At 71.6% G+C, this 14605-nt stretch carries 13 protein-coding genes; 5 read left to right on the top strand and 8 right to left on the bottom strand.

Annotated features, from left to right (window positions below; genetic code table 11):
* Positions 1-11 precede the first annotated feature (11 nt).
* The 3 genes from HNP84_RS09540 to HNP84_RS09550 form a co-directional block, all read right to left on the bottom strand.
* Positions 12-1118 carry a DUF5753 domain-containing protein gene (locus tag HNP84_RS09540; protein ID WP_185049087.1) on the bottom strand — a complete coding sequence of 369 codons (1107 nt, stop codon included), beginning with the start codon at positions 1116-1118 and terminating at the stop codon, positions 12-14.
* A gap of 868 nt (positions 1119-1986) precedes the next feature.
* Positions 1987-2271, bottom strand: coding sequence for a YchJ family protein (locus tag HNP84_RS09545; RefSeq protein ID WP_312924513.1), 285 nt, complete (start codon positions 2269-2271; stop codon positions 1987-1989).
* A gap of 225 nt (positions 2272-2496) precedes the next feature.
* Complete coding sequence (locus HNP84_RS09550; protein WP_185049089.1) at positions 2497-3729, bottom strand: serine hydrolase domain-containing protein; 1233 nt, start codon at positions 3727-3729, stop codon at positions 2497-2499.
* 117 nt (positions 3730-3846) lie between these two features.
* Here HNP84_RS09550 and HNP84_RS09555 point away from each other — a divergent pair, with 117 nt between their 5' ends.
* On the top strand, positions 3847-4683 hold the full coding sequence (locus HNP84_RS09555) for a hypothetical protein (RefSeq protein ID WP_185049090.1): 837 nt from the start codon (positions 3847-3849) through the stop codon (positions 4681-4683).
* Positions 4684-4685: 2 nt separating this feature from the next.
* Here HNP84_RS09555 and HNP84_RS09560 read toward each other — a convergent pair whose 3' ends face one another.
* The 4 genes from HNP84_RS09560 to HNP84_RS09575 all read right to left on the bottom strand — a co-directional run bounded on the left by HNP84_RS09560 (position 4686) and on the right by HNP84_RS09575 (position 9061).
* Entirely contained in the window at positions 4686-5576 is an 891-nt protein-coding gene (locus HNP84_RS09560) for a carbohydrate ABC transporter permease (protein ID WP_185049091.1), read from the bottom strand.
* Position 5577: 1 nt separating this feature from the next.
* Positions 5578-6519, bottom strand: a complete 942-nt coding sequence (locus HNP84_RS09565) for a carbohydrate ABC transporter permease (RefSeq protein ID WP_312924211.1) — start codon at positions 6517-6519, stop codon at positions 5578-5580.
* Positions 6516-7847, bottom strand: coding sequence for an extracellular solute-binding protein (locus HNP84_RS09570; RefSeq protein WP_185049092.1), 1332 nt, complete (start codon positions 7845-7847; stop codon positions 6516-6518). The genes HNP84_RS09565 and HNP84_RS09570 overlap by 4 nt, the downstream gene beginning before the upstream one ends.
* A gap of 200 nt (positions 7848-8047) precedes the next feature.
* Positions 8048-9061 (bottom strand): LLM class flavin-dependent oxidoreductase, encoded by a 1014-nt coding sequence (locus HNP84_RS09575; protein WP_185049093.1) that lies wholly within the window; start codon positions 9059-9061, stop codon positions 8048-8050.
* A 98-nt stretch (positions 9062-9159) separates the two neighbouring features.
* Here HNP84_RS09575 and HNP84_RS09580 point away from each other — a divergent pair, with 98 nt between their 5' ends.
* From HNP84_RS09580 to HNP84_RS09595, 4 genes are all read left to right on the top strand, one after another.
* Positions 9160-9930, top strand: coding sequence for an enoyl-CoA hydratase/isomerase family protein (locus HNP84_RS09580; RefSeq protein ID WP_221336093.1), 771 nt, complete (start codon positions 9160-9162; stop codon positions 9928-9930).
* 46 nt (positions 9931-9976) lie between these two features.
* A complete protein-coding gene (locus HNP84_RS09585; RefSeq protein ID WP_185049094.1) occupies positions 9977-10768 on the top strand; it encodes an SDR family NAD(P)-dependent oxidoreductase in 792 nt (263 codons plus the stop codon).
* Between the two features lie 69 nt (positions 10769-10837).
* On the top strand, positions 10838-12457 hold the full coding sequence (locus HNP84_RS09590; protein ID WP_185049095.1) for a flavin-containing monooxygenase: 1620 nt from the start codon (positions 10838-10840) through the stop codon (positions 12455-12457).
* Between the two features lie 45 nt (positions 12458-12502).
* On the top strand, positions 12503-13729 hold the full coding sequence (locus tag HNP84_RS09595; protein ID WP_312924216.1) for a CaiB/BaiF CoA transferase family protein: 1227 nt from the start codon (positions 12503-12505) through the stop codon (positions 13727-13729).
* Between the two features lie 80 nt (positions 13730-13809).
* Here HNP84_RS09595 and HNP84_RS09600 read toward each other — a convergent pair whose 3' ends face one another.
* On the bottom strand, positions 13810-14604 hold the full coding sequence (locus HNP84_RS09600; RefSeq protein WP_185049096.1) for an amidohydrolase family protein: 795 nt from the start codon (positions 14602-14604) through the stop codon (positions 13810-13812).
* Position 14605: the final 1 nt, after the last annotated feature.

Here is a 14605-nt window from a genome sequence, read left to right on the forward strand (position 1 = left end):
GTCATCACCGTTCACGGCATGCCTCCTTGGGGGTCGTCGAGAATGCGGTCGAGGAACGCCTCGGTCTGGGCGGGCCAATCGGCCTCTATGCCCAGGCGACTGAGCAACTGACTGTAATGATGTACGTTATCCGGATCGTCCAGGAAGAGCCCACCGGTCACATGTGCGAGATGAACAACATCCGGAAACTGCCGCTCCGGAAAGCGGAGCAGGGTAATGGGCGCGTCGGAACCGCCGTTTCCGCCGTCGCGTTCGGGTAGCACCTGAATGGTGACGTTCGGCCGTTTGCAGCTCTCGCGCAGCGATTCGAGCTGCTCCCGCATCGTGGCCGCGTCGCCGACCGGCCGGCGCAGCGCCGCCTCGTCGATGACGGCCCACAGCTTGGCCGTGTTGGGCCCGGTCAGGATACGGCCGCGTCCGGTGCGCAGGCGTACGCGGCGCTCCACCTCGGCCCGGGGCAGGCGCGGGTGCTCCGCGGCGATGACGGCGCGGGCGTACGCCTCGGTCTGCAGCAGGGCCGGGACGGTCTGGGTGTCGTAGGTGCGGATGAGGCTGGCCGCGGACTCCAGGCTGAGGAAGACCTGCACCGGCTCCGGGAGCCAGTCGCGGTGCTCGGCGTACCACCAGCACCGCACCCGGGCCTCGCGCGCCAGCGCGATCACATCGACCAGCCGCGACCCCCAGCCCCCCTCCTCCGATCCCGTACGCCCGCCGCCCCCGCCGCCGCCGGCCCCGCGCGCCGCACCCACGGCCTTCTTGGCCACGGCCCTGGCCTGACGCAACGCCGCCCCCGCCGCCTCGTGCCGGGCCTTCCACTCCTCCAGGGTCCCGACGCAGGCGAGATCCACCCCACCCTCCCGCGCGGCCTCGGCCAGCACGGTCACGAACGAGGCCACCCACTGCCACTTCGGCAGCCCACGCCGCCGCCCCATGAGGATGTCGTTGGTGGTCGACTCCGGCAGCGGCAACACCCGCAGCGACGACATCCCCTCGGCGCCCCGGCAACGCTTGGACAGCCGATGCACCTCGGCATAACTGGGCGGCCCGGCCGCCTCCCACGCCCGGTTCAGGTCGGCGATGAATTCCTCCAGCACCGACGGGTGCCCGCCGTCAGTCATACCTTGATCCTTTTGCTTGAGGCACAGGAGACGCACACATCGTGCCACCACGGCGCACACCAGACCAGGAAAATGCCGGGATATCCTGACACCCCAGCTCCCGCAAATCCCCCCAGACGCTGACATTTCCTGACATCACATGTCAACCCACCCACAAAGCAAACCCGGAAATACCCCATATTTCCCGCCCAATTCCCCCACTGCTCGCGCCTGTCAGCACAGCCGAGTTCCACTCGCCCCCGAATGGCCCTCACCCCCAGCCGGTTTCCACACCAAGGGGGAGTGTCCGGGCAACGGTGGATCTTGCGCCCGACGGGATGGGGTGGACGCCGGAACTTGCGGAAACGCGACGCCCTCCGGCCGCCTCCTCCCGAACGGTGACACACCCCACCAAGGCGTGCCGGTGGGGCCAGCATCAACGGGCGCTCCGTCGCGCCCGCCGCTGCCGCATCGAGGCGCAGGCCGACGGGGTAAGCAGGGTCGGCCAAGTAGGGCGTGTGACCGCATGGCCCGACCAAGCCGGAGCCTGACGGATGCGGTGACCAGGACCACCTGCCCGGCGGGGAGAGGGTGCCGGTGGCGCCACAGTCCGCGGGCAGGCACCATCCGGCCCAACGGGCGGGGCGTGCCAGGGGCGGCATGGTCGGCGGGCGGGGCGTTTCTGCCGATGAGGGGTGCGGACGGCGACGGCCTGGGCACGACCGGGATGCACTGGGCCTCTTCGGCGAGGAACCACCCTCCCCATCGCGGCCACAGCCCCGCCCGCGCGCACGCCGCGGGGCGCCCCCGCCGCCGCCTCGCCGCCGCCCCATCTCGCCCCGCCCGCGCGCCGCCGCGGGGCGGGTACGGGGCAGGGGGAATGCGTGGGTCAGGGGGTGGTGGGGCCTACGTAGACCCAGGTGCCGGCGTGTCTGGTGAAGTGGCTGTGTTCTTCCAGGTGGGCCTGGGTGCCGTGTTGGGTGTAGTGGGCGCGGAAGCGGACGGTGCCTTCGGTGTGGAAGGGGGAGCCCCCGGTGGTTTCCAGGATCTCCAGGTGGGTCCAGTGGGTGCGGGGGTCGAGGGTCAGGTGGGGTGGGCGGGTGTCGGGGTGCCAGGTGCGCAGCAGGTACGCCGTGTCGCCCACGCTGAAGGCGCTGAATCTCGACCGCATCAGGGCCTCCGCGGTGGACGCGGTGGCGGTGCCGCGGTGGAGGCGGCCGCAGCACCCTGCGTACGGGGTGGGGTGGCCGCAGGGGCAGGAGCGCGCGGGCTTGGGGGCGCGGTGGGGCTTGGCTGGTGACACGTGGGCCATTGTGCCGGGAAGGGCGGTGTGCTCCGTCCTCCAGCGCCCGGCGGAGCGGTGCGCTCAAGGCCACCTGCGCCTGGCAGCGCGGTGTGCTCAGTCCACCAGTGCCTGGTAGACGAGCTGGCGCAACTGGCTGCGGATCGGGTGGGTGCTCGACGGGAGGAGCTGGGTGAGGAAGACCACGGTGATCTCCTCGGCGGGGTCCACCCAGAAGGCGGTGCTCGCGGCGCCGCCCCAGTTGTACTCGCCGCGGGAGGCCAGGCCGCGGAAGCGTACCGGGTCTTCCACCACGGCGAAGCCCAGGCCGAAGCCGACGCCGGCGTAGGAAACCTCGGCGAAGACCGGGCGGCCGAACTGGTCCAGGTCGGCGCCGCCGGGGAGGTGGTTGCGGGTCATGTAGGCGACGGTGCGCGGGCCGAGCAGGCGTACGCCGTCGAGTTCGCCGCCGCGCAGCAGCATCTGGGTGAAGCGGTGGTAGTCGGCGGCGGTGGAGATCAGGCCGCCGCCCCCGGAGGGGGCCTTGGGCGGGCGGAGGGCGGCGTCGCCCACGTCCACCGGCACGGGGCGGCCCCGCTGGTCGGCGTTGTAGAGCGCGGCCAGGCGGGCGGCGTCGGCGGGCTCGATGGAGAAGGCGGTGTCGGTCATGCCCAGCGGAGTGAAGATCCGCTCGGCCAGGAACCGGTCCAGGGGCAGCCCGGAGGCGGCCTCGACGACGCGGCCGAGCACGTCGGTGGCGACGGAGTAGTTCCACTGGGTGCCGGGCTCGAACAGCAGGGGAAGGGCGGCCCACCGGTCCACGATCTCGGCCAGGTCGAGGTCCGGGGGCAGGCCGTTTCCGAAGCCGGCCCTGCGGTACATCTGGTCCACGACGTGGACGTTCTGGAAGGCGTAGGCGAGCCCGGCGGTGTGGGTGAGCAGGTGCCAGATCCGCACCGGCTCCAGGGCGGGGCGGGTGACGGGCTTGGTCGCGGGCCCCTTCTCGTAGACCCGCATCTCGGCGAAGGAGGGGATGAACCGGCTGACCGGGTCGGTGAGTTCGAGCAGGCCCTCCTCGTACAGCATCATGATCGCGACCGAGGTGATCGGCTTGGTCATGGAGTAGATCCGGAACAGCGTGTCGTGCTCGACCGGCGCCCCGAAGGCCAGGTCGCGGGCGCCGTACGCCGACAGGTGCGCGATCTCGCCGCGTCTGCTGACCAGCACCAGCCAGCCGGGCAGGCGCCCGTCGTCCACGTAGGCGGCGAAGTGGCGGTCGATACGGCGCAGCCGGGCGGCGTCGAAGCCGACGTCCACGGGATCGCAGGTGACCTGAAGCACGACCGCCATATTAGAACCTTATTCTGGGATCGCCTACGGAGTGTCCGGATGCGGACATCTGTGTGAACCTGGGAGCACCGCTCCTCGTCCCCCCAGTGCCCCCTCATCCCCCACAGGAGCCACATCTTGCGCCCGCGTCCCCTCATCCTCGCCGCCGTCGCCGCGACCTCGATCGCCCTGGTGCCCCCGCCCGCCGGGGCCGCGCGATCCACGAACGTGGTGGAGTACTCGTGCACGGCCGAGGGCGTGGCGCAGCCGCAGAGCATCAAGGTCACGGTGGAGCTGACCATGCCCACCGACGCCCAGGTGGGTCAGCAGCTCACCATCGAGTGGCTCGGCACGTACGCCGAGGGCACCGCGCTGACGGCGCCCCCGGCCGGGCTTCCGGCGGGCACGAAGGCGTACGCGTACGTCGGCATCAGCGGCTACCAGGGCCTGACCTCGGCCACCGGGGTGGGCCCGGAGTCCACGGCCGCGATCGAGGCCGGCGAGACCGTCCCGCTCCCCCAGGGCGTCGTGGAGCTGAAGACGACCGCGAACAGCGCGGGCAGCGGCTCGGTGCTCCCGGGCGCGCTGAACTTCGGCACCACGCCCACCGAGCCGCTCGTCGAGTGCGAGGTCGCGAACCGCGACGCCCTCACGCCCGACACGCTCACCGTCCCCGGGACCGGCGGGAGCACGAGCCCTTCCGCCACTCCCTCGGCCACCACGACAACGGGGACGCCGACTCCCAGCGCCACCTCCCCGCGGCCGACGCGTACCGTGACCGAGACCGCGACCGCGCCCGTGCCCGGCGACGACGGCGGGGTGGACAGGACGCCGACGGGCGGGGCCGCCACCGGGGCGGGCGGCGAGGCCGGGCCGGACGCCCGGCTGGTCGTCCTGGCCGGGCTCCTCGTCACCTTCGCCGCCGGTGCCGGGCTCCTGCTCCGCCGCCGCTCGGTGGGCCGCACGCGGGCCTGAGGTCACTTGCCGAAGCCGGCCGTCAGGCCGCTGAGGAGCTGGCGGCGGCCGAGCACGTAGAGGGTCAGGATGGGGAGCGTGGTGAGGACGACGGAGGCGAGCACGGCCGGGACGTTCACGCTGTACTCGCCCTGGAAGTTCCACAGCGCGAGCGGGAGGGTGCGCTTGCTGGGGTCCTGGGTGAGGATCAGCGGAAGCAGGAAGTTGTTCCAGACGTGCAGCGCGTTGTAGATCGTGACGGTCACCACGGCCGGGCGGGTCAACGGGAACGCCAGGCGCCAGAGCTGCACCCAGGTGCCCGCGCCGTCGATGCGCATCGACTCGAAAAGCTCCTTGGGCACGTCGCGGATGAAGTTGGCCAGGACCAGCACCGACAGCGGGATCGCGAAGGCGATCGAGGGCAGGATCATCGCCAGCAGGGTGTCGTAGAGGTGCAGCCGGATGATGATCAGGTAGATGGGGATGATCGTCGCCTGGAGCGGGATCGCCAGGCCCATGAGGAACAGCGAGTTCGTCAGGCGGAGGAACCTGCCGGAGCCGCCGCGTACGATCGCGAAGGCCGCCATGAAGGAGAAGACGACCGCGGGCGCGACCGCGCCGACGGTGACGATGACGCTGTTCACGAAGTACTGGACGAAGTCCGACTGGATGACCAGCACGTAGTTGTCCAGGGTGGGATCGGACGGCAGGGCGAAGGGGTTGTCGGCGTAGTAGGTCGCCTGGGCCTTGAAGCTGGTGATGACAATCCAGTAGATCGGCACGACCACGATCCCCAGCCACAGCCACCCGGCCAGGCCGCCCAGCCAGTTGGGCCGGCGGGTCATGGCGCCGGGGGTGGGGGTCGTACGGCGGGCGGGGGTCTGCTCGATGGTCTCGGTCAGTGTCGTCCCCATGTCAGGCTCCGTCGAGTTGGCTGGCGCTGCTGCTGCCTCCGCCGATCCGGCGCAGCAGCAGCGCGAGGGCGAGGCCGACCAGGACGAGGATGACGGCGATGGCGCTGGCGTGGCCCATCAGGTTGGCCTGGAAGCCGCGCTTGTACATGTCCAGGGCGAGCACCCGGGTGGCGTCGCCGGGGCCGCCCGCGGTGAGCACGAAGATCAGGTCGAAGAAGGTGAGCGAGCCGGCCACCATCAGCGTGGAGGAGGTGATGATCGTGTACTTGAGCTGCGGCAGTGTGATGCTGAAGAACGTGCGGATGCGCCCGGCGCCGTCCAGCTCCGCGGCCTCGTACATGGAGCGCGGGATCTGGCGCACCCCGCCCTGGTAGATCAGGGTGTGGAACGGGATGAACTGCCAGGACACCACGAAGATCACCACGCCGAGGGCGAGGTGCGGCTCGCCCAGCCAGTCCTGGGCGAGCAGCTCGATGCCGAGGCCGGCGCCGAGCCCGAAGTTCGGGTCGAGCAGCGCCTTGTACGTGACCGCGATGGCCGCGGAGCTGAGCAGCAGCGGCACGAAGTAGAACACCGCGAGCACGGCCCGGTAGCGCTGGTGCCCGGCCAGGAACACCCCGAGCAGGACGCTCATCGGGGTCTGCACCAGCCAGGACAGCGCCATCACCAGGAACGTCACCCACAGCGCGTGGGGCAGGCCGGGGTCGGAGAGCACGGCGCGCCAGCTCTCCAGCCCCGTCACGGAGATGGTGCCGAGGGTGTCCCAGGTGGTGAAGCTGAGCAGCAGGACCCCGACCAGCGGGATCGCGCCGAAGGCGACGAAGACGACCAGCGCGGGCGCGGCCAGCCAGGCGAGGCCGCGCTCGCGTCCGGGGCCGGCGCCCGCGCCGCGTTCGGCGCCCTGCCGCTCCGCGGGCGGGACGGGGGTGACCAGAGTGCTCACTGACCGATGACCGCGTTCATGTTGGTGGCGAACTGCTCCGGCGAGATGGAGAGCTGGAACAGCTTGGCGATGTTGTCGAGCAGAACCTCGGCGGCGGTGGGGCTGAGGGCCTGGTCCCACGACTGGCCGAAGGTCTTGGCGTTGGAGGCGATGTCGTAGACGAACTTCAGCCACTCGGCGTCCTTGGAGGCGGCGAGCTTGCTCTCGATGCCCTTGACGATCGGGACGGAGCCGGTGGCGATCCAGTCGTCGATCTCCTGGTCGGTGGACAGGCCGGTGGCGAAGAACTTCTTGGCGATCTCCTTCTCCTGGGCCGTGGCCTTGGAGGAGATCGACAGGTACTGGGCGGGGTTGCCGACGGTGTTGCCCGGATCGCCCTTGCCGCCGTCCACGGGCGGGAAGTTGAGGTAGCCGAGGCCGCCGCTGGAGACGAAGTCGCCGCCCTCGGTCGCCTGGATGCCGTACGACCAGCTTCCGTGCAGCATCATGGCGGCCTTACCGGTGTACAGCAGCGCCTGGTCGGCGTTGGAGTCGGCGGTGATCGAGGAGAAGCCCTTGATGAAGCCGTCGGCCTTGACCAGCTCCTGCACCTTGCCCAGCGCGTCGATCGCGGCGGGGTGGGACCAGGCGTCCTTCTCGCCGTCGAACACGGCCTGGAACACCTCCGGGCCGCCGATGCGGTCGAACAGGAACTCCAGCCACATCATGTTGGTCCAGCGCGACTGCCCGCCGAGCGAGAACGGGGCGATGCCCTTGGCGTTGAACTTGGGCACCAGGTCCATGATGTCGCCCCAGGTCTGCGGCGGCTGCACGCCGACCTGGTCGAAGACCTTCTTGTTGTAGAACAGCACGATCGGCTGCACCCGCTCGATCGGCAGCGCGTAGATCTTGCCCTCGATCGTGGCGGCGCCGAAAGCCGAGGGGAACAGCCGGTCCTTGACCTGCGGGTTCTGCTCGAACCAGGGCGTCAGGTCGTCCACCTGGCCGGCCTGGACGTAGCTGCGCAGCGTGCCGCCGCCCCAGCCGAAGATGATCGTGGGGGCCTGGCCCGCCCCGATCGCGGTCTTGATCTTGGTCTTGTACGCGTCGTTCTGGAAGGTCGTCTCGGCGATCTGTCCGTTGGGGTTGGCCTTGTTGAACCGCTCCACGGCCCGCCTGCGCACGCCCTCGGCGGGCTGCTGCGACAGATACCAGTAGGTGGCCTTCGGCCCGCCGCCGCCGGCGGCGGTGCCCGGTCCCGCGCTGCCGCATGCGGCTAGCGCGGCCCCGAGGGGCAGTCCCAGGGAGAGGGACAGGAAGGCACGGCGAGTTGTCGTCCTGGGCTCCACGCTGACCTCCGCACTCGAACACCCGAGGCCGGCCCGGCACCGCCCCCGAAATGTTTCGATACTTTTCCGACACACTGCGTGGGCCGTCAATCTAAATTTCCGCCGTCCGCGTGTCAATACCTGCGGTAAGTTCCCAGGCCACGCTTGTTGAACATACAAAGACCCCCCGCGTCGCGGGGGGTCGAAAATTTTCAGAAAACTTAGCGGAAGCGCGGCAGCACGTGGTCACGGAACGCGGCCAGGGTGGCCAGCACGCGTTCCTGCTCCAGGGCGTACCACTGCATGCGCAGGATCACGTACGTGACGCCGTGGGCCTCCAGCTCCTTCAGGGCGGCGACCGCGGTGGCCGGGTCGGTGAACAGGTAGGAGCCCTGCGCGGTCTCGGCCAGCTCGCCGGCGCCCTTCAGGTGCCGGTACGCGTCGGTGTTGTCGGGCGCCTCGAAGCGGGCGTACATGCGGGTGCTGGCCTCGCGCGCCTCCAGGCCGATCGCGCGGGCGCGTTCCGGGTCGTCGTCGAGGACCAGCTCGCGGCGTACCACGATCTCGTCGGCGGGGCCGCGGCCGAGGCGTTCGCGCTCCTCGCGGTGCAGGCGCAGGTACGGCACCAGCTTCTCCAGCGGGGCGTGCGGGGGGATGATCCAGGTGTCGCCCAGCCGGGCGGCGCGGCGGGCGCCGGTCTTGTGCACGCCCGCGCCGACCCAGATCCGCGGGCCGCCTGGCTGCACGGGCGGGATGCCGATGCGCTCGCCGCGTACGGTGAAGTGCTCGCCCTCGAAGGTCACCGGCTCGGCCCGCCACAGCCGGCGGATCAGCTCGACGCTCTCCTCGTAGCGGGCGACGCGCTGCTCCATGGGGATGCCGAAGGCGGCGTACTCGTTGCCGCGGTAGCCCATGCCGAACCCGGCGATCACGTTGCCGCCGGTGATGTGGTCGAGCGTGGCGAACTCCTCGGCCACCGCGACCGGGTGGCGCAGCGGCAGGATGAACATGTTGGTGCCCAGCTTCATCTCGCCCGCGTGCTCCGCCAGGGCGGCCAGGGTGACCAACGGCTGCATCGTCGCCATGTTGCCCAGATAGTGGTTGAGCACCCAGATGGAGTGCATGCCCGCGTCGCGGGCGGCGCGCACCTGCTCGCGCATCTGCCCGATCCGCGAGGACGGGGAGATGTGCGGGGCGAAGTCGTTCATCAGCGCCAGACCGAACCGCAGTGCCATCGTGTCCGTCCACCGTCCTGTTCCTTGACCGCGACAAGAGTCCTTACCATACTATTCATGTTCATGATTTGCGAAGGCCGTACGCCCCCGGGAGGACGATGACCATGGGAGAGGTGCGGGCCGAGCGGCGCGGCGACGCCACCTGGATCACGCTGGACGCCCCGTCGCGGCGCAACGCCTACGACCCGGCCATGGCCGCGGCGGCGGTGGAGGCGATAGAGGGGGCCTCCTCCTCGCGCGCGGTGGTGATCACCGGCGCCCCGGGGGCGTTCTGCGCGGGCGGGTCGCTGCGGACGCTGGGCCGGCCCGACGTCGCGGCGATGCGCGAGCTGTACCGCTCCTCGCTGCGCCTGTTCGACGCCGTACGGCAGTGCCCGCGCCCGGTCATCGCGGCCGTGAACGGCGCCGCGGCCGGGGGCGGCAACGAGCTGGTCATCGCCTGCGACCTGGCCGTCGCCGCCCGCTCGGCGACCTTCGGCCAGACCGGCCCGCGGGTCGGCAGCGCGCCGGTGACCGGGGCGACGAACGTCCTGGGCGTGCAGATCGGCGAGAAGCGGGCCAAGGAGATGGCCCTGCTGTGCCGCAGGTACTCCGCCGAGGAGGCGCTGGAGCTGGGCCTGGTCAACCGGGTGGTGCCGGACGAGGAGCTGGTGCCGGCCGTGGACGCGCTGGTCGCGGAGCTCGCCGCGCTCTCCCCCCGCTACCTGGAGATCACCAAGATCAGCTCCAACATCTGGTGGAACGCGGCCCGCGACTCCTTCAGCAACGGGCTGGGCATGCTGATCCAGGCCGTGGACAGCCCCGACATGGCCGAGGGCGCGACGGCGTTCCTGGAGAAGCGCCGCCCGGCCTTCCCCCCGCCCCGATGAGCCGCGCGCGGCGAGGCGGGGCGCCGAACCACCGAGAGGGACCATCATGACGTCACTGGACGGCAAGCGCATGCTCATCACCGGGGCGGGCCGGGGCATGGGCAGGGAGATCGCCGTCGAGGCCGCCCGGCAGGGGGCGGAGTTCGTCGCGGTGGCCGACATCGACGCCGCGGCGGCCGAGGAGGCCGCCGCCGCCGTCGAGGCCGCCGGCGCGAAGGCCCGCCCGATCGAGACCGACCTGTCCGACTCCGCGCAGGTGCGACGCATGGTGGAGCTGGCCGTGGCGGGCGCCGGCGGCCTGGACACGCTGGTGAACAACGCGGGCGTCCTGGACCACACGATCCAGGAGGGCGCGACGTACGAGACCCTGACCGAAGAGGCGTGGGACAAGGTGTACGCCGTCAACGTCAAGGCGGTGTGGCTGGCCGCCAAGTACGCCGCCCCGCACCTGAAGGCGTCCGATCGCGGCCCGTCGGTGGTGAACGCCTCCTCGGTGGCGGGCCTGACCGGCTACGGGCTGCCCGCCTACACCTCCAGCAAGGGCGCGGTCATCCAGCTCACCCGCTCGCTGGCCGTCTCGCTGGCGCCCGAGGTGCGCTGCAACGCCTACTGCCCCGGCTCGATCGAGACGCCGATGAGCCAGGCGCACCTGGCGGCGGCCGAGGACCGCGAGGCGACGCTGCGCTCGATGACCGGCGCGCACCTGATCCCGCGCTTCGGCACCACCGGCGAGATCGCCAAGGCCGTGTGCTTCCTGGCCTCCGACGCCGCCTCGTTCATCACCGGCGTCGCCCTGCCGGTGGACGGCGGGACCATGGCCTGGCGCGGGCTGCGCTGAGCCGCCCCCTATCCGGACATAAATGCTAATGCTAGTATTCATGCGCATGTATTACCGGGAAGGGGAGCCATGACGGAGAGCGGCGAGCGGACACCCGTGCCGAGCCGGCTGGACGTGCTGGTGGTCGGCGCCGGGTTCTCCGGCCTGTACGCCCTGCACCGCCTGCGCGAGCTGGGCCACGCGGTGCACGTGGTCGAGGCCGCCGACGACATCGGCGGCGTGTGGCACCACAACCGCTACCCCGGCGCCCGCTGCGACATCGAGAGCGTGGACTACTGCTACTCCTTCTCCGACGAGCTGATCCGGGAATGGGACTGGACCGAGCGCTACCCGGCCCAGCCGGAGATCCTGCGCTACATCCACCACGTGGCCGACAGGTTCGACCTGCGCCGCGACATCACCCTCGGCACCCGCGTGACCGCGCTCACCTGGGACGAGGGGGCCGTGCGCTGGACCGCGCGCACCGACCGGGGCGACGAGATCGCCGCCGACCACGTGATCATGGCCACCGGGCAGCTCTCGGTGGCGCAGATCCCCGCCATCCCCGGCCTGGACGACTTCGCCGGCGGCTGGTACCACACAGGGAACTGGCCCCGCGACGGCGTGGACTTCACCGGCAGGCGGGTCGGCGTGATCGGCACCGGGTCCTCCGGCGTCCAGGCGATCCCGCAGATCGCCCGGCAGGCCGCGCACCTGACGGTGTTCCAGCGCACCGCGCACTTCGCCGTCCCGGCCCGCAACCGCCCGCTGGACCAGGCGTACGCGGCCGCCCTGAAGACCCGCTTCGCCGAGTACCGCGAGCAGGCCCGCAACCACCCCGGCGGCACCCACCGGGTGCTCAGCCGGCAGTCCGCCCTGGAGGCCACCCCCGAGGAGCTGCGCGCCACCTTCGAGCGGCACTGGAACAACGGCGGCCCGGACATCCTGGCCGCCTACCGCGACCTGATCAGCGACCGCGCGGCCAACGAGAAGGCCGCCGAGTACGTGCGCGGCAAGATCCGCGAGCTGGTCCGCGACCCCGAGGTGGCCGAACGGCTGATCCCGCGCGGCTACCCGTTCGGCACCAAACGGCTGGTGCTGGAGATCGGCTACTACGAGACGTTCAACCGCGACAACGTCGAGCTGGTGGACGTCAGGGCCACCCCGATCGAGCGGATCACGCCGGCCGGGGTGCGCACCGGCGAGCGGGAGCACCCCCTCGACACCCTGGTCTTCGCCACCGGGTTCGACGCGCTGACCGGCGCCCTGCTCAAGGTGGACATCCGCGGCGTCGGCGGGGCGAGCCTGCGGGAGAAGTGGGCGGCCGGGCCGCGTACGTACCTGGGCATCTCCACCGCCGGGTTCCCCAACCTGTTCTTCATCGCCGGGCCGGGCAGCCCCTCGGTGCTCAGCAACGTGCTGGTCTCCATCGAGCAGCACGTGGAGTGGGTCAGCGAGCACCTGGAGCACCTGCGCAAGAACGGCCTGCGCCGCTCGGAGGCCGACCTGGAGCGGGAGGACGCCTGGGTGGCGCACGTCAACGAGGTCGCCGCCGCCACCCTGTACCCCGTCGGCAACTCCTGGTACCTGGGCGCGAACGTGCCCGGCAAGCCGCGGGTCTTCATGCCGTACGTCGGCGGCGTGGGCCGCTACCGCCGGATCTGCGCCGAGGTGGCCGCGGACGGCTACACGGGCTTCCACCTGAGCTGACCCGCCCCCACTCCCGTCATCGTCCCCATCACAGGAAGGCAGGTCGTGGACAGTCGCGACCCCATGCCCGCGCCGCTGGCCGGCGTACGGGTGATCGAACTGGGCTCCATGTACGCCGCCCCCACCGCCGGGCGGATGCTGCGCGACTTCGGCGCCGAGGTCATCAAGGTCGAGGACCCGCGCAGCGGGGACTACGCCCGGCACTGGCAGCCCGCGCACAACGGCATGGCCATCGGCTTCGCCCGGCTGAACGCCGGCAAGCGCTCCGTCGGCGTCGATCTGCGCCGCCCGGAGGGCCGCGACATCGTCAAACGCCTGGCGGCACAGGCGGACGTGCTGATCGAGAACTTCCGGCCGGGCCGGATGGAGTCGTGGGGCATGGGCTACGCCGAGCTGTCGGCCGCCAACCCGGGCCTGGTCATGACCCGGGTCAGCGGCTTCGGCCAGACCGGCCCGTACCGGGAGCGGCCCGGGTTCGGCACCGTGGCCGAGACCGCGAGCGGCTACGCCTTCCTCAACGGCTGGCCGGAGACCCCGCCCACCGCGCCGCCCTTCGGCTTCGCCGACTCCATCGCCGGAATCTCGGCCGCGTTCGGCACCGCCATGGCGCTGTACCAGCGCGGCCGGCGCGGCACCGGCGCCGAGGTGGACGTGGCCCTGTACGAGCCGCTGATGTTCATCCTGGGCGACGCGGTGCTGAACTACACCGCCTCGGGCCGGATCATGCAGCGCCACGGCAACGCCTCGGGCGCGGCCTCGCCCCGGGGCATCTACCGGGCCGCCGACGGCCACTGGCTGTCCATCGCCGCCTCCAACCAGTCGATCGCGATGCGGCTGTTCCAGGCCATGGGCCGCCCCGAGCTGTGCGCCGACCCGCGCTACGCCACCAACGAGGCGCGGATGGCCAACAACGACGAGCTGCAGCGGATCGTCGTCGAGTGGGTCGGCTCCCGGCCCCGGGCGGAGATCCTGGAGGTGCTGGAGCGGCACGAGGTGGTGGCGGCGCCGGTCAACGACGCCCGCGACATCGCCGGCGACCCCCACTTCGCCGAACGCACGCTGGTGGAGCTGCGCGACACGCCGCTCGGCCGGGCGCTGATGCCGGGGCCGATCCTGCGCCTGAAGGACGCGTGCGGCCCCTCCCCGGCGACCTCGTACGAGGGGGTGCCGGGCGTCGGCGAGCACACCGGCGAGGTGCTGTCCGCACTGCTGGACCTGGACAAGGAGGAGCAGGCCCGGCTGGCGGCCGAGGGCGTGATCAGCGCCCCCTGAGGCCACCGGCCGGCCCCCTGAGGCCACCGGCCCGCCCCCTGAGGCCACCGGCCCGCCCCTCAGGCCGCAGGCCGGGGCGGCTAGGGCCGGGCGACGCGGAGCACCCGCGCCAGGGTGCCGCCGAGCACCAGCCCGGTCTCCTCGTCGCTCAGGCCGAGCGCGTGGATCGCGGCGATCTCCTCGGCCGGGTCGGTCATCGGCCAGTCGGAGCCGAACACCACGCGCTCGGCGCCGTGCCGCCGGATCAGCCGCCTGACGCGCTCGGGGCGCAGCCGGGCCAGCGAGGGCGGCCAGGAGGTCTCCAGCACCACGTCCACGCCGCGCAGCGCCTCCTCGGCCTCATCCAGGATCTTGTAGCCGCCGAAGTGGCAGGCGATCAGCCGCAGGGCGGGGAACGCGCGGGCGATGTCGGCGATCATGGCCGGGCTGGACAGACTGTTGGCGTAGGCGTCGCCGCCCTCGCCGACGTGGGTGATGACCGCGATGTCCTCGCCGAACGCCTCCAGGATGTCCCACAGGCGCCGGTCCCGCAGCGAGATCCTCTGGAACAGCGGGTGCAGCTTGACCGCGGTGATGCCGTGCCGGCGCAGGATGTCCAGGTTCTCCGCGGCCGGCAGGTCCACGTGCACCGTGCCGACCGGGAAGTGCCGCGGCGAGCGCAGCCCGGCGACGAAGGCGTTGACCTTCTCCACGTGCCTGGCCTCGTTGGCGATGCCCAGACAGCAGCTCATCGCCACGCCCGAGGCGGCCATCTGCCGGGTCAGCCCGGCTACGGTGCCGTCGCCCCGGGCGGACAGGCCCGGGACCGGGTTGCCCGCCAGGGCCGCGGCGGCGATGCGGTCGGGCCAGACGTGGGTGTGCGCATCGAAGATCATG

The sequence above is a fragment of the Thermocatellispora tengchongensis genome, from assembly GCF_014202315.1.
Lineage (GTDB): Bacteria > Actinomycetota > Actinomycetes > Streptosporangiales > Streptosporangiaceae > Thermocatellispora > Thermocatellispora tengchongensis.